This window comes from Streptomyces sp. NPDC052109 (genome assembly GCF_040680195.1).
In the GTDB taxonomy this organism is placed as follows: Bacteria; Actinomycetota; Actinomycetes; order Streptomycetales; family Streptomycetaceae; genus Streptomyces.
Map to the genome: position 1 here is coordinate 139,535 of NZ_JBFAWF010000010.1, position 23,012 is coordinate 162,546.

Sequence of the window (23,012 nt, forward strand, 5' to 3'; positions counted from 1 at the left end):
CACCCGGCTCGGGGGACCCGGTAGCGTGAGCCCGATTCACAAGGTCCCCCATTAGTAGGAGTCCCGGTGACGCAGAGTGGACGGGGTGAGGAGCCCTCGGCGCGGCCCGCGCGCGAAGGCATCGTGCTGCCCTCCGACGGAGGCGAGCCCTTGCTGCCCGGCATGACCGGCGCGCCCGCCCCCGCCGCCCCGGCCGGCGGACAGGCCTGGGGCGGCTCGTGGGGGCCCGAGCAGCCGCCGGCCCTGCCGGACCAGGGCTGGCCCCCGGCGGCCGCCCAGCAGTGGCACACCCCGGACGTCCCGAACCAGCAGCCGCCCGCCGCGAACCCCGGCCCGCTGCCCCCGGAGGGCGCCCCGGCACCGGCCTACGGCCAGCCGTCCGCGTACGGCGGGCAGGGCGGCGGCTACGGCGCCGATCAGCAGCCCGGATACGGCGCGGCACCCGAGCCCTACCACCAGCAGCCGCAGCAGTACCAGCAGCCGCAGCAGTACCCGCAGCCGCCGGGCGCCGGCGCCCCGCTGCCCCCGGCCGCCGACCACGCTGCCCCGTACCTGCCGCCGGCCCCGGCCGACGAGGGCGCGACGCAGTACATCCCGCCGGTGCAGACGGCCCCCGCCGACGGCGCCACCCAGTACATCCCGCCGGTGCCGGCCGCCCCCGCCGACGAGGGCGCGACCCAGTACATTCCGCCGGTGGCGCCCGGCGCGCTGCCGCCCGAGTCGAGCGGCGAGCAGACCCGGTACCTCGGCCAAGCGCCCCGGCAGCAGGCGGCGCCCGTGCCGTCCGACGCGGAGGCGACGCAGTACATCCCGCCCTACGCCGCGCAGGCGCAGGGCGCGGACCGGCAGCCGCCGGCCGAGTTCGACAACCTCTTCCGTGGCGGCCCGGCGGGCGGTGGCGGCCCGGCCGGCTCCACCCAGCAGCTGCCGCGGATCCAGCAGCCGGACGCCTACCCCGGCCCGGCGCAGCCGTCGTACGGCGCGCAGCAGCCCTCCTACGGCGCGCCGCAGCCGTCGTACGCGCCCGCGCACGACGACGACCGGCCCCGCACCCGCTCCCGGGTGCCGCTGATCGCGGCCATCGGTGTGGGCATCGTCGTCATCGGTGTCGGCGCCGGCGCGCTGCTCAGCGGCGGGAGCGGCCAGGACAAGGGCACCGACGGCAAGACGGTCGCGGCCGCGTCCCCCGCCCCGGGGTCCTCCTCGCCGGGTGCCGACCCGGCCCGGCAGCAGGCGGTCGAGCTGGACAAGCTGCTCGCCGACAGCGGCGGCAGCCGCGCCTCGGTGATCAATGCGGTGGCCGACGTCAAGCAGTGCGACAACCTCGACGGGGCCGGCTCCGACCTGCGCACCGCGGCCAAGCAGCGCGCCGACCTGGTCACCCGGCTCGGCCGGCTGTCCGTGGACAAGCTGCCGAACAGCGGCGACCTCACCGCCGCGCTGACCAAGGCCTGGCAGGCGTCCGCCGCGGCCGACAGCCACTACGCGGCCTGGGCCGACCAGGCCAAGGACCGCAAGGTCTGCCGCAAGGGCCACGCCCGCACCACGGGCGAGACCCAGGCCGGCAACCGGGCGAGCGGCACCGCCAGCGCGCAGAAGGCGAAGGCGGCGGGGCTGTGGAACGCGATCGCACAGAAGTACGGTCTGACCCAGCGCCAGCCCACCCAGCTGTGAGGGACGCGCCGGCGGGCGTCACTGCACGTCGGCGTTCTCCAGCGTCTGCGTCATGTCGGTGGTCCCGTCGAGGCCCCCGATGCCCTTGGCCGCCACCAGCCTGCCGTCCTGGACCACCTGGAGGGTGACGTCGGCGTTGACCATCCGCGGGAAGCCGACCGCGGCGAGCTTGCCCGCGTAGGTCCAGTGCAGGGTCGGGGTGAGGCCGCCGGTGGAGACCCGCAGGCCGCCGTCGAGGGTGCGGCGCACGCTGTCGGCGCTCACCTGGCCGTCCCCGATCTTGTCCAGGACGGCCTTCAGCACGGTGTAGGCGATCCAGGTGGTCTGCACTCCGGCGTCCGCGGCGTCGATGCGGTTGTCGCCGAAGGCCTCCTCGTCGATCACCTTCTTCATCGGGTCCCAGCGCGTGTCGGACGCCGGCGGATACCAGCCGGTGATGTACGCGCCCTCGTACGGACCGGACGCACCGCCCGTGGCGTTGATCACGGTCTGGTCGACACTGCCGAGCACGGTCCCGAGCCGTACCGCGGGGAACTTCGACCGGGCCCGCCGGAAGGAGTCCATGAAGGTGTCCGTGCGGTCCCCGAGCGCGGGCACCACACAGCCCTTCCTGAGCGCGTTCCCGGTGGCGTATCCGAGCGCCTTGTCGGCCTGGTCGCCGTACTCGGTGGAGTCCTCCTCGGCGAGCTGGTCGCCCGCCTTCTCGTGCTTGCCCGTCTGCAGACCCGAGTCGAGCAGGACGGGCAGCTCGTCGCCCGCGATGGTGTCGGGGCGGACCAGGGCGATGTTGCCGCAGTTGGCGGCGAGGGCCTTGCCGAGGCCGGCCAGCAGGGCGGGCTGGCCGCCGTTGACCGGGTACGACATCTGGCCGGTGAACTCGTCGTTGGTGACGCCGTAGCCGCCTATGTAGGGGATGCCGGCGCCTTCCAGCGGGGCGGAGTAGGAGTCGGTGAACTGGCTGTAGGAGCCGACGACCGCGACCACGTCCTCATCGGCCGCGTACCGGGCGCACTTGGCGGCGCCCACGCTGTCGTTGTGGTCGTTGCAGGTCAGGACCTTGAGCTTGCGTCCGTTGATGCCGCCGTTGGAGTTGATCCACTTGGCGTAGGCGAGGGCCATCGCGGGCATGCCGGGCTTGTTGGTGGCGTCGGTGTCCTGCGGGGCCCAGGTCATGACCTTGATCGGGTCGTCCCCGGCGCCCCCCGTGGCACCGGGGACGACCCCGCATCCGGCGGTGAGCGACGCACAGAGGGCCACGGCGCCCGCGGTCAGGGCGGCTGCTCTGCCGGGGCGGAGGGAGGAGTCGAGGAAAGTGCTCGTGGTGCGTCGCCTGCCGGTCATGGACACGCACGATTCCCTCACACGACTAACCGTCGAGTGACCCTGAGTCAATGAAGGGTGACGGCGAGGTGAATTACAGGGGCCGGTGAGGCTGGTGTGGCGAGGAACGTACGATCGATGACCGTGCAAGGTTCGGAGAACTCTTCCCGTCGCGGCCGTCGCTCCTCCACCATGGGCGGCATGCCCCTAAGCGACATGCCGTGGTGGCGCTGGCGCAGCAATGTGCGCTCGGCGCTGCACATGCTCTCCGACCCGGCGTTCCAGCGGAACGTCTGGCTGGCCGGCGTGGACGGGTACGGCGACGTCACCGACGCCGTCTACCGGCTGGTGGAGGACACCTGGCTGGACAACTGGTCCGCGGAGAAATACGTCGGCACGATATTCCGGGACTCGCAGGAGGCGGCGCTGGTCGACACCGCCGTGCTGCGGGTACTGCGGATCATGCACCAGGTCGGCCCGGACGCGCCGGTCGCCGCGTACCTCGACCACCAGGGGTGGCCGGACGCGGTACGGGCGGCGCGGGACGCGCACGTACGCCTCGCGGCGAGCGACGGCGACGATCCCGACTCGCCGCCGCGGAGTCTGGAAGTGCTGCGGATCATGACGAGGACCGCGTAGGCGGGACGGGCTCCCTCGCAGCGGCGCCCGGTGCCGCCGGGTGTACCCGCCGTCCCGACCCGCGGGACGACGGCCCGCCGCGGGCGGCCGGTGTGGGAACCTGTAGTGCATGAAGGAGCCCTCCGCGCCCGCCGCCGCGTCGTCCGACCAGTACGTCCTCACGCTCTCCTGCCCGGACAAGAAGGGCATCGTGCACGCCGTGTCGAGCTACCTCTTCATGACCGGCTGCAACATCGAGGACAGCCAGCAGTTCGGCGACCACGACACCGGTCTGTTCTTCATGCGCGTCCACTTCTCGGCGGAGGCGCCGGTGACGGTGGAGAAGCTGCGGGCGAGCTTCGCGGCGGTCGGTGACTCCTTCCACATGGACTGGCAGATCAACCGGGCCGACGAGAGGATGCGCATCCTTCTGATGGTCAGCAAGTTCGGGCACTGCCTGAACGACCTGCTGTTCCGGGCCCGGATCGGCGCGCTGCCGGTGGAGATCGTCGGCGTGGTCTCGAACCACACCGACTTCGAGGAGCTGGTGGGCTCCTACAACATTCCCTTCCACCACATCCCGGTGACGAAGGACACGAAGGCGGAGTCCGAGGCGAAGCTGCTGGAGATCGTGCGCGAGCAGGGCGTCGAACTGGTCATCCTCGCCCGTTACATGCAGGTCCTCTCCGACGACCTGTGCAAGCAGCTCAGCGGCCGGATCATCAACATCCACCACTCCTTCCTGCCGAGCTTCAAGGGCGCGAAGCCGTACCACCAGGCGCACGTCAGAGGCGTCAAGCTCATCGGGGCGACCGCGCACTACGTGACCGCCGACCTGGACGAGGGGCCGATCATCGAGCAGGAGGTCGAGCGTGTCCGCCACGACGTCACGCCCGACCAGCTGGTCGCGATCGGGCGCGACGTGGAGTGCCAGGCGCTGGCGCGGGCGGTGAAATGGCATGCGGAGCGCCGCATTCTGCTCAACGGCCGCCGCACGGTGGTGTTCGCCTGACTCGCCTGACGGCTCGGGGCGTTCGGCCGTCGATCGGCTGCGTGACAAGCCGCCGATGGCCCGCGGCGGTCCACGAGACCGCCGCGCCCCCTACATCCGGCTCAACCCCGCCGTGGCGAACAGCACGTCCCTGATCGCCTCCCGGTCGCCCACCTGTCCCACGGCGGCGTCCTCCGGTGAAACGTGGCCCGCGGCCAGACGGCAGAACTCCACGCCGTCCAGCGCCACATGGGCCACCTCGAGGTCCGCGGAGGCCACCGCCGCCGGTGAGTCCAGCGGGATCAGCCACTCGCCGCCCGCCACGCCCTCGATCTCCAGCCGCAGGCTGCGGCCGGGCTCGCCGGCCAGGCTGAGGTGGCGGCCGTGGGTCGATGAGATCAGCCCGGTCCGTCGGCGTCTGGCCAGCGCAGCGGGAAGCATGCGGGCCGCGAGGTCGATCATCTTGTTCAGGTGGCGCGGCGCGGGCGGCGGGTACGGATAGTCCACCGCGTCCGCGATGTCCTCGGCGTGGACCCAGCACTCGAAGGCGCGGTCCAGCAACGCGTCGTGCAGCGGCAGCTCGAAGTCGCCGTACGACACCGCGAGTCCGCCCGCGTGCCCGCCGGTGAAGGACACCGTCCGCACCAGGCTGTGGCTCTGCTCCCGCCAGGGCCCCCGCACCGAGCGGGTCGGCGGGAAGTGGGAGGTCCGCCAGAACGCCTCGGTGCGCCCGGACGGGCCCACCGCGTGCTGCTCCGCCGCCCCGATGACGTCGGTCAGCGGGTCCTCCAGGCCGAGTGCGACCGCGATCAGCCCGTCCACGGACAGCAGGTGCGCGATCACCCCGGCCACGGTCGTACGCCGACTCCGCGGTGTGTCGGCCTCGAACCACCGCAACCGCACCGGAGCATGCCACTCCGCGTCCCCGAAGTCCTGCAGCAGGGCGTCCAGTCGCGCGGTCTCCGCGTCGTACGCCGCCGCCCATTCCGGCACCGGGACGCGGGGTGGTCGGCGCTCCAGGCAGCTCTCCAGGACGCGGGTGCGCAGCCCCGGGTCCAGATCCAGGCTCTCCGGCTGGTGCAGCAGTCCGACCGCCTCGCGCAGCCGGCGCGCCTCGTCGGCGCAGCCTCCGCAGGAGCCCAGGTGGTCCTCGACGGCCGCCGTCTCCGCGGCCGAGCAGGCGGCCAGCGCCCAGGCGCCGAGGAGCGATTTCAGGACGTCGTGCGGCAGGTCGAGCGGCGCCGGCGCGAGGTCCCCCAGGTCGGCGAGGCGGGGCAGGGGAAGCCCGCTGTCCTCGACGGAGGCGCGGGGCGTGGGTATGCGAGGCGGACGGTCCGGCTCGGCGCCGTCGACTCCGCCGGGGCCCTGACCGGAGCCGCCGCCGGCGCCCCCGTACCCCTCGCGACCCTCGTCCCGCCGCCCCTCGCGGCCCTCTTCTCCCTCGTGCTCGTCCCCATACTGGTCCCCGTGCTCGTCGGGTGCCTCGAACCGTCCCGCTCCGCTCACAGCGCACCTCCGTGTCCCGGCGGTGTCCCGGCGTCGTGGGCGGTGGAGAGCAGTTGCAGGCCGAGGCGGAGCCGGCGGCGGGCCTCGTCCTCGGTGACGCCGAGGTCGACGGCGGTCTGGCGGTAGTCGCGGCGCTGGAAGTAGGCCAGGTCGAGGGCGGCGCGCAGCGGGGCGGGCATGGAGTGGACGATGTAGTCGGCGCGGGCGGCGACCGAGGCGCGGCGCACCTTGCGCTCCAGCTCCGCCACGGAGCCGCCGCCCCGCGGCAGCGCGGCGGTCTCGCTGTCCCGCAGCCGCTCCACGGCCAGCCGGTGCGTCACCCCGGCGACCCAGGTGCGCAGGGGACCCTTCTTCGGGTCGTAGGTCTCGGGGTGCTCCCAGAGGTGGGCGAAGACCTCGCGGGTGAGGGTGTCGGCGGCCTTCTCGTCACCGAGGACGCGGTGGGCCAGGCCGTGTACCAGCGAGGCGAAGCGGTCGTACAGCTCGCCCAGGGCGGCCGCCTCTCCGCGGGCGAGCCGCTGCTGCATCTTGCGGTCCCAGCGGGGCGGTACGTCCTTCCTGGCCATGCGGTCCCCTCCCCTCACCCGTGTCCGGCCCGTCCAGCGTGTCTGCTCCGTCATCTCGAATGTAGTCGGCACCTCTGACAGCGCACGCCCCTTTGTGTCAATGTGCGCCCCCGGAGGCGCCGCAGGTGATAGTGCCCTCTTCACATAACCTTCACACAAGTTGCGTGCGTCTCTGATCGAACAGGATCGATAGTGACCGAAACAACCCCCTTGTCGATCACGTCTAGTTTGTTGCTCCACGTTTCAGGGAACGGCCGCTGGGCAGCCGCGCGGAAGCAAGCGTAGGAACTGCTTCCGTTTCCGGGCGGTTCCGGGAGTTCCCGCGAACGGAGGGGCATGGCCGTGGCTTTCGATGTGACCGACGCCGAACAGGGCGAGTGGGCCGTGCTCCGGGTGGCCGGGGAGCTGGACCTGATGACATCACCGATATTGCGCCAACGTGTGCACGACGCCGTCGCCGAGGGGCATCACAGCCTCGTCGTGGACCTCTCCGAGGTGTTCTTCTGCGACTCCAGCGGGGTCGGCGTGCTCGTCGCCGCCCGTCGGCTGATCCGCTCCTGCCAGGGCCGGCTCCGGCTCATCCTGCCCGACCGGGGGGCCGACGACGGCTCGCACGTCAACCGGGTCCTCGGTGCGCTCGGCGTGCGCCGTCTCTTCGACGTGCGCCCCGACGTCGAGTCCGCGACGGCGGAAGAAGCGGGCCCGCTCTCCGCCTGAACGACGCCGCGCCTTCGCGACAAGGCCACACGGTTGTCGCAGAATTCCCCCGGTCTTGGCACAAACGCCGGATTTCCGTCACCCGACGGCCACCCGCGTCATACGCTCCCTGCCAGGTCAGTCACGCATGTACGACGCACAGGTAAGGCGGCACGAACAGACATGGTCAGCACCGAGTACGAGCGCAGGATCGCCGCCCGGTTCGCCGGCTTCGACCAGGACGGCAACGGCTGGATCGACCGCGCGGACTTCAACGCGGCGGCCCAGGCCCTCCTCGCCGAGTTCGCCGTGACGGCGCGCTCCGACAAGGGGCAGGCGCTGTACGCCGGCGCCGAGGCGTTCTGGCAGGGCATGGCCGGGATCGCCGACCGGGACGGCGACCAGCGGATCACCCGCGAGGAGTTCGTCACCGGCGCGGTCAAGCGACTGCGCGACAACCCCGAACGCTTCGCCGAGATCGCCCGCCCCTTCCTGCACGCGGCCCTCGCGGTGGCGGACCCGGACGCGGACGGCCGTGTCACGGTGACCGACGCCGCGCGCGCACTGCGCGTCCTGCACGTGCCGGCCGGCATCGCCGACGCCACCGCCGCGGCCCTCGACGCCGATGGCGACGGCACCGTCACCGAAACGGACGTCATCCAGGCCTTCGCCCGCTATTTCACGGTCGCGGAGTAGCGGGCGCGAGCGGCCGCGCGTACGGTGCCGCGGTCGCGGGGTCGTGAGCCCCGGTTCGCGGGGACCGGCGGCGAGCGGTGTCACACCGAGCCGAGCAGGCCGTCGAGGATGCCCTTTTCCGCGAGATAGAAGGCGAACCCGCCCACGGGGGCGAGCACGGCGCACAGCCAGTAGCGGTCCGCTCCGGCGCGCGCCAGGTAGCCGGTCAGGAGCGCGGTGATCAGCGCGCCGGCGGCCAGGAACGCGGCGGCCTCTCCCCAGTGGTGCAGCGCCAGGCCCATCCAGAGCGCCTCTCCCAGTACGACCGTCGCGATGACCGCCCCGGCCACCGCCCTCAGGTGCGTCCGCCCGCGCCGCACCGTCCACCCGGCCCACCCGAGCAGCGGCCCCCCGGCAAGCCCGGCCGCCGACCACACGGCGGCGGTGCCGAGACCTCCGGCTCCGAAGGTGTGCCCGAGCGCGGACGCCGTGTAGTAGCCGACGCAGGTGGCTAGCATCATCGACGCACCGCCCCACACGGCGAGCGGCCGGGCACGGATCAGCGCACCGGCCGCCGCGGTCCAGATGATCCAGGTGGACACCGAGTTGGTCACCCGGTCCAGCAGAGGTGTCGTCCCGTGCAGGCCGTACGTCGCCCACCCGAGCAGCAGCCCGAAGGCCGCGGTCGCGGTGAGGACGGTGACGGGCTCGTCGCGACGGGACGCGGTCACGGCAGCCATGGCGCCGACTATACACGCGATGTATACGCGTGGTGTATATGAGCCGGGGCCGGCTCCCCGGAGGGGAGGGCGATGGTGCTAAGGGCGCGGTCTCGAAAACCGCTCTCGGAGCTTGTACTTGAGGACCTTGCGCAGCGTGTCGTTCCGGGGCAGGGCCGCCACCACCTCCAGCCGCTCCGGCAGTTTGTGGACGGACAGGCCCGCCGAGCGCAGGTACGAGCGGGTCTCCGGCAAGGTCAACTCGGCGGCACCGGACAGCCGTTCGACGACCGCGCAGACCAGTTCCCCGCGTTCGGCGTCCGGCAGCCCGATCACCGCGACGTCCGCGACCGCGGGATGCGCGGCCAGCAGGTCCTCGATCTCCTTGGCCGAGACGTTCTCGCCCTTACGGATGATCACGTCCTTCAGGCGGCCGGTGATGACCAGGTGGCCGGAGTCCGTCACCCGGCCCAGGTCGCCGGTGCGCAGGAACCCGTCGGCGTCGAAGGCGACGGCCGTCTGGGCGGGGTCCAGGTATCCCCGGCAGACGGCCTCGCCGCGCAGCCGTATCTCGCCTTCCACGATCCGGATCTCCATGCCGGCCGGCGGGCGCCCCTCGGTCGCGGCCAGGTTCTCCGGGGTGTCCCGCGGATCGCCCATGGTGATCATCGGGACCTCGGTCATGCCGTAGCCGTGGGTGAGCTGGACCTTCATTTCGCGGACCACCGAGTGGTAGACCTCGGGCGGCTTGGGCGCGCCCCCGCCCGCGAGCAGGCGCAGGGACGGGATCACCTTCCCGCCCGGGTGCTTGCGCTGCTCGGCCAGGAACAGCGAGTAGAAGGCCGTGGAGCCGCCGGCCACCGTGACCTTGTGCCGCCGGTACTCCGCCAGTGCCTCCGGTAGCGCGAAGTGCTCGAACATCACCGCCGGGAAGCCGTACAGCAGGAGCATCACCATGTAGTCGGGGCCGCCTATGTGGGCGTACGGGAAGGCGATCGAGCCGACGTCGTCCGGGGTCAGGCGCAGGGCGTGGGCCAGGCAGGCGCCGCCGGCGATCAGGGAGCGGTCGGTGTGCAGCACGCCCTTGGGGTCCGAGGTGGTGCCCGAGGTCCAGTAGATCCAGCGGACCGAGGTGCCCTCGGCGGGCGGCGCGGGGAGGACGGACGGGTCGCCCTCGGGCAGATCGTCGTACGCCTCGAAGACGCCCCTCGCGCCGAGCCGTCGGGCCATCTCCGTGTGGTCGTGGCCGCGCCACACGCCCGGCACCGCGAAGAACTCCGCCTTCGACTCGCGCAGGGCGAAGCCGACCTCGCGGTCCCGGTAGAAGGGGATCACAGGGGACTGCACGGCGCCCAGGCGGGCCAGCGCGAAGGACAGCACGGCGGTCTCGATGCGGGTGGGCAGCTGCCAGGCGACCACCGTGCCGGGGCGCACGCCCCTGTCGTACAGGCCGGCCGCCACCCGCTCGGCACGCGCGCACAGGCCGCCGAAGGTGAGCGTGCGGTCCCCCTGGAGGAGGACCGGCCGGTCGGGGGTGAGGGCGGCGCGGCGGGCGGCCAGATCCCACAGCGTGCCGGCGGAGCCCAGGGAGTGCGGGGTCTCGTTCACGTATGCCCCCTGACTGGCTTGGCTGACGAACCGTCAGGTGCCATGCTATCTGACGATCCATCAGATAAGCACTGTCCCGGTGGAGGGGAACGCGGAGGGGAACCATGACCGAACTGCCCCGCATCATCAGCGTCGACGACCATGTGATCGAGCCCGCCCACCTCTTCGAGACCTGGCTGCCCGCCAGGTACCGGGACCGGGGGCCCAAGCCGCTGACCGCCGGGATCGGCGAACTGGCGTACGTCGGCGGCAAGTACCAGATCACCATGGACCCGGCGGGCCAGCCCACGGACTGGTGGATCTACGAGGACCTGAAGTTCCCGTACAAGCGCAACATCGCCGCCGTCGGCTTCGACCGCGACGAGATGACGCTGGAGGGGATCACACGGGAGCAGATGCGCCCGGGGTGCTGGGACCCCGCCGAGCGCCTGAAGGACATGGACCTCAACCACGTCGAGGCCAGCCTCTGCTTCCCGACCTTCCCCCGTTTCTGCGGGCAGACCTTCGCCGAGGCGCACGACAAGGAGGTCGCCCTCGCCTGCGTGCGGGCCTACAACGACTGGATGGTGGAGGAGTGGTGCGGGGACAGCGGGGGCCGGCTCATCCCGCTGTGCCTGATCCCGCTGTGGGACGTCGAGCTGGCCGTCGCGGAGATCCGGCGCAACGCCGGGCGCGGGGTACGGGCGGTGACGTTCTCCGAGATCCCCACCCATCTCGGCCTGCCCTCCATCCACTCCGGCTACTGGGACCCGTTCTTCGCGGTCTGCCAGGAGACGGGCACGGTCGTCAACATGCACATCGGCAGCAGCTCGCAGATGCCCGCCGCCTCCCCGGACGCCCCGCCCGCCGTCCAGGCCTCGCTCAGTTTCAACAACGCGATGGCCTCGATGATGGACTACCTCTTCAGCGGCGTCCTGGTGAAGTTCCCGCGGCTCAGACTCGCCTACTCCGAGGGCCAGATGGGCTGGGTGCCGTACGCCCTGGAACGCGCCGACGACGTCTGGGAGGAGCACCGCGCCTGGGGCGGGGTCCGGGACCTGATCCCGGAGCCGCCGTCGACGTACTACTACCGGCAGATCTTCTGCTGCTTCTTCCGCGACAAGCACGGCGTCGCGTCGATCGACGTCGTCGGCCGCGACAACGCCACCTTCGAGACCGACTACCCGCACGTCGACTCGACCTTCCCGCACACCAAGGAGGTCGCCCTCGACCATGTGAAGGGCCTGGACGACGAGACCGTCCACAAGCTGATGCGGGGCAACGCCATCCGCATGCTCGGCCTGGACCTGGACCGCTAGTGGACCTGTCGTACACGCCGGCAGAGGACGAGTTCCGGGCCCGCCTGCGCGAGTGGCTCGCCAAGGTGCTGCCCACGCTGCCCCCGAAGCCGTCCGCCGACGACTGGCCCGGGCGCCGGGCGTACGACCTCGGCTGGCAGCAGATGCTGTACGACGCCGGGTACGCCGACGTCCACTGGGACGCCTCGCCGACGACCCGGCTGATCTTCCTGGAGGAGACCGAGCGCGCGGGGGCGCCCTATGTGGGGGCGAACTTCGTGGGCCTGCTGCACGCCGGCCCGACCGTCGCCGCCGAGGGCACTGCCGAACAGCGGGTGCGCTGGCTGCCGCCGATCCTGCGCGGGGAGGAGGTGTGGTGCCAGGGGTTCAGCGAACCGGGCGCCGGGTCCGACCTCGCCGCGCTGCGCACGCGTGCGTGGCGCGACGGCGACGACTACGTGGTCACCGGGTCCAAGATCTGGACCTCGCACGCCGAGGTCGCCGACTGGTGCGAACTGCTCGTCCGCACCGACCCGGAAGCGCCGAAGCACCGGGGCATCACCTGGCTCGCGATGCCCATGGACGCCGACGGCATCACCGTACGGCCCCTGCGCACGCTCGCCGGGTCGGCGGAGTTCGCCGAGGTGTTCCTGGACGAGGTCCGGGTGCCGGCCGCCCACCGGGTCGGGGCGGAGAACGACGGCTGGCGCGTGACCATGGTGACCCTGTCCTTCGAGCGTGGCACGGCGTTCGCCGGCGAGGTGGTGGCCTGCCGCCGGGTGCTCGGCGAACTGGCCCGCGCCGCACGGGAGAACGGCCGCTGGGACGATCCGGCGCTACGACGCCGGCTCGGCCGCCTGGAGGCGGAGCTCCGGGCCCTGTGGCGGCTGACCCAGTGGAACGTGAGCGAGGCGGAGGCGAGCGGCGGGGTGCCGGGCGTCGGCGGCTCGGTCTTCAAACTCCGCTACTCGCACGTCCGTCAGCAGCTGTACGACACCGCGGCCGACGTACTCGGCCCGGACAGCCTCGACCTGGACCGGCCGTGGGTCCTCGACCGACTGTCCTCCCTGTCGTACACGATCGCCGCCGGCACCTCGCAGATCCAGCGCAACATCGTGGCCGAACGCATCCTGGGCCTGCCGAAGGGGAGATGATCGTGCGTTTTCGACTCACCGACGACCAGCGGGCGTTGAAGGCGGGCGTACGCGAGCTGCTGGGCCGGCGGTTCGGACGGCAGGCGTTGCGGGCGGCCGTCGACGCGCCCGGCCGGCTGGACCGGGAGCTGTGGCGGGCGCTCGGGGACGCCGGGTTCTTCGCCCTGCGGCTGCCCGAGGCGCACGGCGGGGTCGGGCTGGGGCTGCCGGAGGCGGTGCTGGTCTTCGAGGAGGCGGGCCGGGCCCTGCTGCCCGGTCCGCTCGTCGCCTCCCACCTGGCGGCCGGGACCGTACCGGGCGCGGCCACCGGGGAGACGGTGGTGGCGGCCGTCGACGGGGATCTCGTGGAGTGGCTGGACGCGGCGGACGTGGTGCTCGGGGACGTATCGGGCGCCGCCCCCCTGCGCTCGCTGGACCCGCTCACGCCCCTGCACCGAGTGCCTGGTCCCGCCCCCATGGATGCCGAAGCCGCCCTCCTGACCGCCGCCGAACAGCTCGGCACCGCCCTACGGGTGCGGGAGCTGGCCGTGCAACACGCCCGGGCCCGGGAGCAGTTCGGGCAGCCCATCGGTGCCTTCCAGGCCGTCAAGCATCTGTGCGCGGACCTGCTGGTGCGGGCCGAGACCGCGCGCGTCGCCGTCTACGCGGCCGCCGTCACCGGTGACCCGTCCGACATCGCCGCCGCCCGGCTGCTCGCCGACGAGGCCGCCGTACACGGGGCCCGTGACTGTCTCCAGGTGCACGGCGGCATGGGGTTCACCTGGGAGGCGGATGTGCATCTGCACGTGAAACGGGCCTGGGTACGGGCCCGGCGGGGTGGCGGGCGCACGGAGAGTGAGGAACTGCTCGCCGCAGGACTGGCGGCCTGAACCACCGGCGGTGCTCTGGGCTGCGTCGGCGGAAAAGCATTGGCCCAGGATGTTGCGGATCGTGGCGCGCCGGTGTCACGGAGCGTCGATATCTGGTTGTGTCCTTCGCGGGACTCGTCACGGCCCGGAGTCGGGTGTCCCCTCCGGTACCTTGTGTGGGATGCGAGTGGCTGCGAGCACGAGCCGGGCCGGCGATGCCCCTGGGGCGGTGCCGGGCCGTGCGGTGCGCGTCGCTGCTCGCCAGGCGGTAAAGGCTTTGGCCGTCGCCTGTTCGACTCCCCGGCATGAGCGTCGCACAGTATGCCTTACGCGTACTCCTTCGCGCTGGAATATGCCCGAAGCGCTTGTTGGGGTGACTGTACGTCAACCATGCTGTCTCCCAAGGGAATCACGTTCCGTGACCCTTGCTCTGGCCGTTGTTCTGGCCATGCAGAAAATGGCTACGATCGTGGCCCTCGTGATCGTCGCCGCGGCCTCGGCAGCCGTGGTGGCCGGGTGGCGTGGGGTCATGTGTCCGCCGGTTCGGATGGTGTGAGCGGTGCAGGTGCTTCAAGTGCAGCTGGAGATCCGGCCCGATCCCACGGAGGTGGGGCGGGCGAGGAGGTGGGCCCGCTCGCGGCTCGCCGGTCTCGGGATAGCGGCCGACGAGCCGCTCGCCGAGACCCTGATCCTGCTCGTCTCCGAGCTCGTGACCAACGCGGTGGTGCACACCGGCCACGCGGCCGTGCTGCGGCTCTCCCTGCCGGGTGCGGCGGACGGCGTGGCCGAGGTGGCGGAGGCGCCCACGGCGGCCACGGTGCGCGTCGAGGTGGCCGACAGCAGTTCCCGCGCCCCCGTGCCGCGTTGCGCCGGTGGCGACGCCACGGGCGGCCGCGGCCTCGCTCTCGTGGACTGCCTGGCCGATCGCTGGGGCTGGAGCCCGGAAGGGGCCGGCAAGAGCATCTGGTGCGAACTGGACCGCTGTTCACAGCCCGGCCAGAGCGCGGCGATGGCGTACGGGAGCGGTCTGTCCGCGTACGAGGGCCTCGCCTTCGAGGCGGTGTAGCGCCCGGCGCGGTGGTGCGCCGGGGGTGCATCCGTGCGCGGGTGCCGCGAACAGGGCGTACGTAACAAATGCCCGTACCGGCGTTGACGACCCGTGACGTTCTGAACACGCTTGTGGGCGACGATTCGCCGCGAGGGGACGGCGAGGGCCCGGGTGACGGCGGCCCTCGCCGAGTGTGGGTCGCACAGGGCGGGCGGCGCGTGCGCGCGACGGTGGGGAGGCGCGCCGCCTGCCGGTCCGGTGCGGGCGTTCTCAGAGAACGGCCACGGGTGCCACGGGTGTCCCCGTCGCGCCGACGAAGGGCTCGGGCATCGCCGACAGCAGGAAGGCGTACCGCCCCTCTTGTCCACAGGCTGTGGACAACTCTTCGAGATTCCAGTTCTGGCCCTGCAGCATCCCCATCTCCACCAGGTCCAGGGCGTGCACGGGCAGCCACAGATCCTCCAACTCGGGCGGAAAGATCTCAAAAGTGAGCGTGTCGTTCGCGACCGCCGCCACATCGCGCGCGTGGAACCACTCCGGGGTACGGATGGACAGCCCCGGCGACGGATAGCCGTACCCGTGCTTGTCCCCCGCCAGATACACCTGCACCTGCCCGGTCCGCACCAGCACGATGTCGCCGGACCGGACCCGCACACCGCCGAACTCCTCGGCCCGCTCCAGGTCCTCCGGCGTCACCGCGTGGCCCCCCTCCAGCCGGTCGACGCCACGCGCGCGTGCCACGTCCAGCAGCACCCCGCGCGTGACGACGTGCCGCACCGTGTCGATCCCGCTGAACTCGGCACCGCCGTGCGCGGTGACCGTGTGCGCGGGGCGGCCGTTGTAGAGCTTCCCGGAGTGCGAGACATGGGTGAGCGCGTCCCAGTGCGTGCCCGCCTGCAGGCCCATGGTCACCGCGTCGTCGCTGCACGCCACCGCGCCCGGCCCGAACAGCTCCTGGTTGATCTGCACCATCGTGTGCAGCGGATTGACCCGGCCCGGGATCATCCCGGTCTGCACCCCGTCCTGGCGGAGCGGGAGGGCGAGCGGGACGCGGCGGCCGGTGCGGACCTCGGCGGCGGCCCGGCGCACGACATCGTCGGTGATCAGGTTCAGCGTGCCGATCTCGTCGTCGGCCCCCCAGCGCCCCCAGTTGTTCACGCGCTTGGCGATCTCGTGGAACTCCTCCGGCAGTGTCATCCGGTGCCTCCCCGGGGCTTGTGTCCGCGCGTCCGGCGCGCCATAAAATCTAACGGTCCGTCAGAAACCGCGGGAAGGGGCCGGGCGTGGGGAACTTCTTGGCAGGAAAGGTCGTCGCCGTGACGGGCGCCGGACGCGGTATCGGCCGTGCGGTCGCGCGGGCGGCCGCCGCCGAGGGGGCGAAGGTCGTCGTCAACGACTACGGCGTCGCCGTGGACGGCGCCTCGCCCACGAGCGAGGTCGCCGAGGCGGTGGTCAAGGAGATCGAGGCGGCGGGCGGGGAGGCGGTCGCGGTCGCCGACGACATCTCCACGATGGCGGGGGGCCGGCGGGTCGTCGACGTGGCGCTGTCGGCGTACGGCCGGCTCGACGGGGTCGTGTGCGTGGCCGGGATCCTGCGCGAACGCATGCTCTTCAACATGACCGAGGAGGAGTGGGACCCCGTGGTCGCCACCCACCTCAAGGGCACGTTCACCGTCTTCCGGGCGGCGTCCGCGGTGATGCGGGCCCAGCGCTCCGGCACCCTCATCGGCTTCACCAGCGGCAACCACCAGGGGTCGGTGTCCCAGGCCAACTACAGCGCCGCGAAGGGCGGGATCATCTCGCTCGTCCGCAGCGCGGCGCTCGGTCTGCACAAGTACGGCGTGACCGCCAACGCGGTGGCGCCGGTGGCACGCACGCGGATGTCGGCGAACGTCCCGATGGAGCTGACCGGGATCGGCGAGCCGGAGGACGTGGCCGCGCTGGTGGTGTACCTGCTGTCCGACGGGGCCGCGGAGCAGGGGATCACCGGGCAGGTGTACACCATCGCCGGGCCGAAGATCGCGGTGTGGGCGCAGCCGCGTGAGCTGCGCGCCGCGTTCGCCGAGTGCTCTTCCTGGACGCCGGAGCGGATCGCGGAGTTTCTGCCGGGGTCGGTGGGGGTCGATCCGATGCCGATGCTCGAGCAGTTGGCGGCGTCGGAGAAGGCGGCGCGAAGTGGGGCCAGGCCGAACGCCCGGTAGTCCGGGACGCGTCGGGGTCAGGCGACGGCGGGTGTCCGGTGGCTTGTCGCGCAGTTCCCCGCGCCCCTTTCGGGGCGCTCCAGTCGAGGGGGCTTCATGGATTTCGGGTTCAGTCAAGAGGACGAGGACTTCCGTGCCGAGGCCCGTGTCTGGCTGGATGCCAACGCCCGGCCGGGGACGCCCAGGCGTACGTGGGAGCGAGCACTCGGCCGGGCCGGCTGGATAGGGCTCGGCTGGCCGGCGTCGGGGTACGGCAATCGGACCGCCACCCTCACCCAGCAGGTCGTCTGGGCCGAGGAGTACGCGCGTTCGTCCGCCCCCCCGCGCTCCGGACACATCGGGGAGAACCTGCTCGCCCCCACCCTCGTCGCCCACGGCACCGAAGAGCAGAAGTCCCGCTTCCTGCCCCCGGTCGCGGCCGGTGAGGAACTGTGGTGCCAGGGCTACAGCGAGCCCGGTGCCGGGTCGGACCTGGCGGGAGTGCGGACGGCGGCCGTGCGGGACGGGAACGGCTACCGGATCAGCGGGCAGAAGATCTGGACCTCGCTCGCCCACGAGGCCGACTGGTGCTTCGTCCTGGCCCGCACCGACCCGGACTCCCGGCGCCACCACGGGCTCAGCTTCCTGCTCGTCCCCATGGACCAGCCCGGCCGCATCGAGGTGCGTCCCATCCGGCAGATGACCGGCACCAGCGACTTCAACGAGGTCTTCTTCGACGGCGCGCACGCGCGCGTGGAGCACGTCGTGGGCGGCGAGGGGCGGGGATGGCCGGTTGCCATGAGCCTGCTCGGCTTCGAGCGCGGGGTGTCGACCCTCGCCCAGCAGATCGGGTTCGTGGAGGAGCTGGCCGGCATCGTGCGGGTCGCCGTGAACACGGGGGCCGTGCGGGACCCCGTGGTGCGGGAACGGCTCGTACGGCAGTGGGCCGAGCTGCGGACCATGCGCCGGCACGCCCTGCGCACCCTCGGCGGCTCGGCCGGCCCCGGCGCGCCCAGCGTGGCCAAACTGCTCTGGGCCGGCTGGCACCAGCGGCTGGGCGAACTGGCGATGCAGGTCAGAGGCGCGGCGGCCACGGTGGGGCCGGAGGACTGGTCACCGGTGGCGCCGTACCGGCTCGACGCGGACCAGCACCTGTTCCTCTTCTCCCGGGCCGACACCGTCTACGGCGGCTCGGACCAGGTCCAGCGCACGATCATCGCCGAGCGCGTGCTCGGCCTGCCCAGAGAGCCCAAGGGGGCCGTGTGATGCGTGGAGTGGTGTTCGACGGCAAGCGGGTCGAGGTCGTGGACGACCTGGCGGTGCGCGAGCCGGGGCCCGGTGAGGTGCTGGTCGCGACCGCGGCGGCGGGACTGTGCCACAGCGACCTGTCCGTGGTGGACGGCACCATCCCCTTCCCGGTGCCGGTGGTGCTGGGACACGAGGGTGCCGGGGTCGTGGAGGCGGTCGGCGCGGGCGTCACCCATGTCGCGCCCGGCGACCACGTGGCGCTGTCCACGCTCGCCAACTGCGGCACCTGCGCCCAGTGCGACCGGGGCCGGCCGACCATGTGCCGGCAGGCGATCGGGCGCCCGGGAAAGCCGTTCACGCGGGGCGCGGAACCGGTCCACCAGTTCGCCTCCAACTCCGCCTTCGCGGAACGTACGGTCGTCAAGGCCGTCCAGGCGGTGCCGATCCCCAAGGACATCCCGCTCGAGTCCGCCGCGCTGATCGGGTGCGGCGTGCTCACGGGAGTGGGTGCCGTGCTGAACCGGGCCCGGGTGGACCGCGGGGACAGCGTCGTCGTCATCGGCACCGGCGGGGTCGGGCTGAACGTGCTGCAGGGCGCGCGGCTCGCGGGTGCGCTCAGGATCGTCGCCGTGGACGCCAATCCGGCCAAGGAGGACGCGGCCCGGCAGTTCGGCGCCACCGACTTCCTGACCTCGGCGGAGGGGGTGCAGGACATCCTGCCCACGGGCGCCGACCACGTCTTCGAGTGCGTCGGCCGGGTGGAGCTGATCCGCCAGGCGATCGACCTCCTCGACCGGCACGGCCAGGCGGTCCTCCTCGGTGTCCCCCCGGCCACGGCCGAGGCGTCCTTCCTCGTCTCCTCCCTCTACCTGGACAAGTCCATCCTGGGTTGCCGCTACGGCTCCTCGCGCCCCCAGCGGGACATCGCCCTGTACGCCGAGCTGTACCGCCAGCGCCGCCTGCTGCTGGACGAGTTGGTGACGGCCGTCCACCCGGTGGAGGACTTCGACAAGGCCCGCGCGGACGCGGAGGCGGGGCGGGTGGCGCGGGCGGTCCTCACCTTCTGAGTCTCCGAGGGGAGTTGTCCACAGGCCGCGGGAAATGCGGGCCCGAGTGTCGGCGGTGCCCCGTACCGTCGTCGCATGAGCTATCGCGATGTCGCCTCGAAGCAGGTGCTGACCTGGGCCTTCGTGGCCGTGGCCGCCCGCATGCCGGTGGCCATGGCCCCCTTGGCCCTCGTCTTCCTGGTGCGCGAGCGCCCCGGCGGCTACACCCTGGGCGCCGTGCTGGCCGCGGTCTACGTCATCGGCGAGATCCTCGGCGCCCCGGTGCTCGGCATGCGCCTGGACGCCCGCCGGGCGCGCCCCCATCTGGCGACGGGACTCGCGGCCGGCGCCGTGGGCTTCGCCGGCCTGGGCGTGCTCCCGGGCGCGCACCCCCTGCTCCTCGGGGCGTTCGCGTTCCTCGCCGGTGCCGCTCCCGCGGCGGCCTCGGGCGGTCTGCGCGCCCTGCTCACCTCACTGGTCCCCGGGCACGCGGCGGCGCAGGCCCTGTCGGTGGAGTCGATGCTGACGTCCGGCATCTGGGCGGTGTCCCCGGCGGCGGTGACCGGCCTCGCGCTGGGCGTCGCGCCCGCCGTGCCGCTGCTGCTCGCGGCCGCGCTCATGGGCCTGTCGGTGGCGGGCCTGTGGCTGCTCCCGGAGGGCTGGCAGGCGGAGCAGCGGACGGAGCGGGCCCACCGAGCCGTGCGGGTGCTGACGGCGGCCTGGCCGGCGTATGTCACGGGCGCGGCGGGCCTGTCCCTGCTCGCCCTCGCCGAACTGGTCCTGCCCGCCCTGCTGGAACAGCGCGGCATCGCGGTCGGCTGGGCCGGCCCCCTGCTCCTCGGCATGTCGGCGGCCGCGGGCGTGGGCGCGTTCTGCTACGGCCTGCGGGCCTGGCCGGGCCGGCTGCCCATGCGCGCCGTGCTGCTGCTGTGCGGGATGTCGGCCGCCGTCGTCCTGGTCGCGCTGCTGCCGGCCCTGCCGGGCATCGCCGCCGGACTCGCCGTGGCGGGCCTGTGCCAGTCGGGCGTCTCGCTCACCCGCAACCTGTCCCTGCGGGAGACGCTGCCGCCGAGCGCGCTGGCCGCGGGCTACTCCGTCATGTACGCGGCGGTGGGGGCCGGTTACGCGGCCACGGGTTCCCTCGCCGGGGCCCTGCTGCGGCTGGCGCCGCCCTCCACGGCGATCCTCGCGGGCGTCGGCCTGACCCTGACCCTCACCGGGATCGCCTGGTGGGGAGAGACGCGCAGAGATCGCCGCCCGACGGACGCCACGGCGGGGGAGGGCCGACGGGACGTGGTCAGGGGGCGCCCACCGGGCGTGGGTGCGGACAGCTGACGGGACGTGGCCGAGCGCAGGCTCACGAGTGCGGTTCCGGGGGACGGCGGACGACGCCCGAAGCCGGCCCCTCACCGGCCTACACCGACTGGCCGACCCCGGTCCGGAAGGTCCGCCGGTATGCCGTCGGCGTTACCCCGAGGGCCTGCTGGAGATGCTGGCGCATCGACTGGGCCGTGCCGAAGCCCGCCTCGCGGGCCACCTGGTCCATGGCCAGGTCGGTGGTCTCCAGCAGATGGCGGGCCCGCTCGACGCGCTGCTGGGTGAGCCACTGGCCGGGGCTGACCCCGACCTCCTCGCGGAACCGGCGGGTGAAGGTGCGCACCGACATGGCCTCCTGTTCGGCCATGTCCCGGAGCTGGATGGGCTCATGGAGACGGCCCAGCGCCCAGGCGCGGGCGGCGGTCGTCGTGGCCAGCTGCGGATCCGGGACCGGGCGGTGGATGTACTGTGCCTGGCCGCCGTCGCGGTGCGGCGGTACGACCGTGCGCCGGGCGACGTCGTTGGCGACCGCCGTACCGAAGTCGCGGCGCACCATGTGCAGGCACAGGTCGATCCCGGCGGCGACGCCGGCCGAGGTCAGCACGTCCCCGTCGTCGATGAACAGCACGTCCGCGTCCAGCTCGATCTGCGGGAACAGTTGCTGGAAGCGCTCGGCGTCGGCCCAGTGGGTGGTCGCGGGGCGGCCGTCGAGATATCCGGCGGCGGCGAGGACGTAGACGCCGGTGCAGATGGAGGCGAGCCGGGTGCCGGGGCGGATGCGGGCGAGGGCGGCGGCGAGTTCGTCGGTCAGCCGGCCCTCCTCGAAGACCGGGCCGAGCTCGTACGACGCCGGGACGATCACCGTGTCGGCCTCGGCCAGCGCCTCCGGGCCGTTGGGGACGTGCACGGCGAAGTCGGCGTCGGTCTCCACGGGGCCGGGCGGCCGTACGGAGCAGGTCACGACCTCGTACAGAGGCCGGCCGTGCTCGTCCTTCGGGCGGCCGAAGATGCGGTGCGGAATGCCCAACTCGAAGGGCAGCAGGCCGTCGAGGGCGAGGACGACGACCCGGTGCGGACGCGCACCCGGGGATCCCCCGGCGGCGGACATGGCCCGATCGACACGCATGGCCCGATCCTAGCGAATGCTGTCCTCCGGGCCACTCGATGCGCGGTAAAGAAAAGCGGATGCTCGGTGACGTGACTCAGACAAGCCCAGCCGCCGCCCCCGTCCAGGCCCCGCCCGCCCGGCGCCGCCGTGTGCACCGGGCGTGGTTCGTCGCCGCCGTCACCTTCGTCACGATCATCGGCGCGGCCGCCTTCCGTTCCCTGCCCGGTCTGCTCATCGATCCCCTGCACCAGGAGTTCGGCTGGTCGCGCGGCACGATCGGCGCGGCCGTCTCCATCAACCTCGCGCTGTACGGCCTCACCGCCCCCTTCGCCGCCGCGCTGATGGACCGCTTCGGCATCCGCCGGGTGGTCGCCGTCGCGCTGACCGTGATCGCGATCGGCTCCGGGCTGACCGTGTGGATGACGGCGGCCTGGCAGCTGTGGCTGTGCTGGGGCCTGCTGGTCGGCCTCGGCACGGGCTCGATGGCCCTGGCCTTCGCGGCGACGGTCACCAACCGCTGGTTCACCGAACGGCGCGGACTGGTCAGCGGCATCCTCACCGCCGCGTCCGCGTCCGGGCAGCTGATCTTCCTGCCGCTGCTGTCCTGGCTGGCCGAGCACCACGGCTGGCGCCCGGCGGCCGTGACGGTCGCCCTGTCCGCCCTCGCCGTGGTCCCCTTCGTCTGGATCCTGCTGCGCGACCACCCGGCCGACGTCGGACAGAAGCCGTACGGCGCCGCCGAGTTCGTTCCCAAGCCGCCCCCGATGACCGGGGCGGCCCGCCGCACCCTCTCGGTCCTGTCGACCTCCGTCCGCACGGGCACCTTCTGGCTGCTCGCCGGCACGTTCGCGATCTGCGGCGCCTCCACCAACGGCCTGATCCAGACCCACTTCGTGCCGGCCGAGCACGACCACGGCATGCCCGTCACGACGGCGGCCTCGCTGCTCGCGGTCATCGGCGTGTTCGACGTGGTCGGCACGATCGCCTCCGGCTGGTTCACCGACCGTCTCGAACCGCGCCGCCTGCTCGCGGTGTACTACGCCCTGCGCGGCATCTCCCTGGTCTTCCTGCCGATGCTGCTCGGCCCCGCCGTACACCCCCCGATGCTCTTCTTCATCGTCTTCTACGGCCTGGACTGGGTGGCCACCGTCCCGCCGACACTGGCGCTGTGCCGGGAGCAGTTCGGCGAGGACAGCGCCATCGTCTTCGGCTGGGTGCTCGCCTCCCACCAGGTCGGCGCGGCCCTCGTCGCCTACCTCGGCGGCCTCGCCCGGGACGTGTTCGGCTCCTACGACCTCGTCTGGTACGCCTCCGGCACGCTGTGCGCGGCGGCGGCCCTGATGTCCCTGGTGATCCGCCGCCCGGCGGCCCTCGTGCCCGCCGTGTCCTGAACTCACCGCTTCGGAGAGGGAG

The 23,012-nt window shown here is 72.7% G+C and carries 22 protein-coding genes; 15 read left to right on the forward strand and 7 right to left on the reverse strand.

The features are described 5' to 3' along the window. Positions 1 to 66 precede the first annotated feature (66 nt). Complete coding sequence (locus AB0L59_RS21670; protein WP_365586028.1) at positions 67 to 1,674, forward strand: hypothetical protein; 1,608 nt, start codon at positions 67 to 69, stop codon at positions 1,672 to 1,674. A gap of 18 nt (positions 1,675 to 1,692) precedes the next feature. Here the strand turns inward: AB0L59_RS21670 and AB0L59_RS21675 are convergent, their stop codons facing one another. Then, the gene (locus tag AB0L59_RS21675) at positions 1,693 to 3,015 is read right to left on the reverse strand and encodes an ABC transporter substrate-binding protein (RefSeq protein WP_365586030.1); all 1,323 of its coding nucleotides are present in this window, start codon (positions 3,013 to 3,015) and stop codon (positions 1,693 to 1,695) included. 117 nt (positions 3,016 to 3,132) lie between these two features. Between AB0L59_RS21675 and AB0L59_RS21680 the strand changes: the two genes are divergently transcribed. Both AB0L59_RS21680 and purU read left to right on the forward strand, forming a co-directional pair. Further along, positions 3,133 to 3,633 (forward strand): hypothetical protein, encoded by a 501-nt coding sequence (locus tag AB0L59_RS21680; RefSeq protein ID WP_365586032.1) that lies wholly within the window; start codon positions 3,133 to 3,135, stop codon positions 3,631 to 3,633. A 109-nt stretch (positions 3,634 to 3,742) separates the two neighbouring features. Further along, positions 3,743 to 4,624, forward strand: coding sequence for a formyltetrahydrofolate deformylase (gene purU, locus AB0L59_RS21685; protein WP_365586033.1), 882 nt, complete (start codon positions 3,743 to 3,745; stop codon positions 4,622 to 4,624). A gap of 90 nt (positions 4,625 to 4,714) precedes the next feature. Here purU and AB0L59_RS21690 read toward each other — a convergent pair whose 3' ends face one another. After that, the gene (locus AB0L59_RS21690; protein ID WP_365586036.1) at positions 4,715 to 6,109 is read right to left on the reverse strand and encodes an MDMPI N domain containing protein; all 1,395 of its coding nucleotides are present in this window, start codon (positions 6,107 to 6,109) and stop codon (positions 4,715 to 4,717) included. Further along, entirely contained in the window at positions 6,106 to 6,675 is a 570-nt protein-coding gene (locus AB0L59_RS21695) for a sigma-70 family RNA polymerase sigma factor (RefSeq protein WP_365586038.1), read from the reverse strand. Before AB0L59_RS21695 ends, AB0L59_RS21690 begins: the two co-directional genes overlap by 4 nt. A 336-nt stretch (positions 6,676 to 7,011) precedes the next feature. Here AB0L59_RS21695 and AB0L59_RS21700 point away from each other — a divergent pair, with 336 nt between their 5' ends. Both AB0L59_RS21700 and AB0L59_RS21705 read left to right on the forward strand, forming a co-directional pair. Further along, the gene (locus AB0L59_RS21700; protein WP_365586041.1) at positions 7,012 to 7,392 is read left to right on the forward strand and encodes an STAS domain-containing protein; all 381 of its coding nucleotides are present in this window, start codon (positions 7,012 to 7,014) and stop codon (positions 7,390 to 7,392) included. A 162-nt stretch (positions 7,393 to 7,554) separates the two neighbouring features. Next, entirely contained in the window at positions 7,555 to 8,067 is a 513-nt protein-coding gene (locus AB0L59_RS21705) for a dockerin type I domain-containing protein (RefSeq protein ID WP_365586043.1), read from the forward strand. 80 nt (positions 8,068 to 8,147) lie between these two features. On the opposite strand, the gene AB0L59_RS21710 is transcribed toward AB0L59_RS21705, so the two are convergent. After that, the gene (locus AB0L59_RS21710) at positions 8,148 to 8,786 is read right to left on the reverse strand and encodes a DUF6518 family protein (protein WP_365586045.1); all 639 of its coding nucleotides are present in this window, start codon (positions 8,784 to 8,786) and stop codon (positions 8,148 to 8,150) included. Between the two features lie 78 nt (positions 8,787 to 8,864). Beyond that, a complete protein-coding gene (locus AB0L59_RS21715; protein ID WP_365586047.1) occupies positions 8,865 to 10,373 on the reverse strand; it encodes an AMP-binding protein in 1,509 nt (502 codons plus the stop codon). A gap of 104 nt (positions 10,374 to 10,477) precedes the next feature. On the opposite strand from AB0L59_RS21715, the gene AB0L59_RS21720 reads away from it, so the two are divergent. The 5 genes from AB0L59_RS21720 (at position 10,478) to AB0L59_RS21740 (ending at position 14,718) form a co-directional block, all read left to right on the forward strand. Continuing rightward, positions 10,478 to 11,671, forward strand: coding sequence for an amidohydrolase family protein (locus AB0L59_RS21720; RefSeq protein ID WP_365586050.1), 1,194 nt, complete (start codon positions 10,478 to 10,480; stop codon positions 11,669 to 11,671). After that, positions 11,671 to 12,804, forward strand: a complete 1,134-nt coding sequence (locus AB0L59_RS21725) for an acyl-CoA dehydrogenase family protein (RefSeq protein WP_365586052.1) — start codon at positions 11,671 to 11,673, stop codon at positions 12,802 to 12,804. The genes AB0L59_RS21720 and AB0L59_RS21725 overlap by 1 nt, the downstream gene beginning before the upstream one ends. A 2-nt stretch (positions 12,805 to 12,806) precedes the next feature. Beyond that, positions 12,807 to 13,673: an acyl-CoA dehydrogenase family protein gene (locus AB0L59_RS21730; RefSeq protein WP_365586055.1), complete on the forward strand. Its 867-nt coding sequence runs from the start codon at positions 12,807 to 12,809 to the stop codon at positions 13,671 to 13,673. A gap of 397 nt (positions 13,674 to 14,070) precedes the next feature. Continuing rightward, the gene (locus tag AB0L59_RS21735; RefSeq protein ID WP_365586056.1) at positions 14,071 to 14,208 is read left to right on the forward strand and encodes a hypothetical protein; all 138 of its coding nucleotides are present in this window, start codon (positions 14,071 to 14,073) and stop codon (positions 14,206 to 14,208) included. Between the two features lie 3 nt (positions 14,209 to 14,211). Further along, positions 14,212 to 14,718 (forward strand): ATP-binding protein, encoded by a 507-nt coding sequence (locus AB0L59_RS21740; RefSeq protein WP_365586059.1) that lies wholly within the window; start codon positions 14,212 to 14,214, stop codon positions 14,716 to 14,718. 252 nt (positions 14,719 to 14,970) lie between these two features. Here AB0L59_RS21740 and AB0L59_RS21745 read toward each other — a convergent pair whose 3' ends face one another. Beyond that, positions 14,971 to 15,897, reverse strand: a complete 927-nt coding sequence (locus AB0L59_RS21745; RefSeq protein ID WP_365586061.1) for a cyclase family protein — start codon at positions 15,895 to 15,897, stop codon at positions 14,971 to 14,973. Positions 15,898 to 15,983: 86 nt separating this feature from the next. Between AB0L59_RS21745 and AB0L59_RS21750 the strand changes: the two genes are divergently transcribed. The 4 genes from AB0L59_RS21750 (at position 15,984) to AB0L59_RS21765 (ending at position 20,509) form a co-directional block, all read left to right on the forward strand. Next, on the forward strand, positions 15,984 to 16,901 hold the full coding sequence (locus tag AB0L59_RS21750; protein WP_365586063.1) for an SDR family NAD(P)-dependent oxidoreductase: 918 nt from the start codon (positions 15,984 to 15,986) through the stop codon (positions 16,899 to 16,901). A 96-nt stretch (positions 16,902 to 16,997) separates the two neighbouring features. Beyond that, a complete protein-coding gene (locus AB0L59_RS21755; protein ID WP_365586066.1) occupies positions 16,998 to 18,146 on the forward strand; it encodes an acyl-CoA dehydrogenase family protein in 1,149 nt (382 codons plus the stop codon). Beyond that, on the forward strand, positions 18,146 to 19,195 hold the full coding sequence (locus tag AB0L59_RS21760) for a Zn-dependent alcohol dehydrogenase (protein ID WP_365586068.1): 1,050 nt from the start codon (positions 18,146 to 18,148) through the stop codon (positions 19,193 to 19,195). The genes AB0L59_RS21755 and AB0L59_RS21760 overlap by 1 nt, the downstream gene beginning before the upstream one ends. A gap of 75 nt (positions 19,196 to 19,270) precedes the next feature. Next, positions 19,271 to 20,509 carry an MFS transporter gene (locus tag AB0L59_RS21765; protein WP_365586071.1) on the forward strand — a complete coding sequence of 413 codons (1,239 nt, stop codon included), beginning with the start codon at positions 19,271 to 19,273 and terminating at the stop codon, positions 20,507 to 20,509. A gap of 79 nt (positions 20,510 to 20,588) precedes the next feature. On the opposite strand, the gene AB0L59_RS21770 is transcribed toward AB0L59_RS21765, so the two are convergent. Beyond that, positions 20,589 to 21,617 carry a helix-turn-helix domain-containing protein gene (locus AB0L59_RS21770; RefSeq protein ID WP_365586072.1) on the reverse strand — a complete coding sequence of 343 codons (1,029 nt, stop codon included), beginning with the start codon at positions 21,615 to 21,617 and terminating at the stop codon, positions 20,589 to 20,591. Between the two features lie 59 nt (positions 21,618 to 21,676). On the opposite strand from AB0L59_RS21770, the gene AB0L59_RS21775 reads away from it, so the two are divergent. After that, positions 21,677 to 22,990, forward strand: coding sequence for an MFS transporter (locus tag AB0L59_RS21775; RefSeq protein ID WP_365586075.1), 1,314 nt, complete (start codon positions 21,677 to 21,679; stop codon positions 22,988 to 22,990). The last annotated feature ends 22 nt before the right edge of the window (positions 22,991 to 23,012 follow it).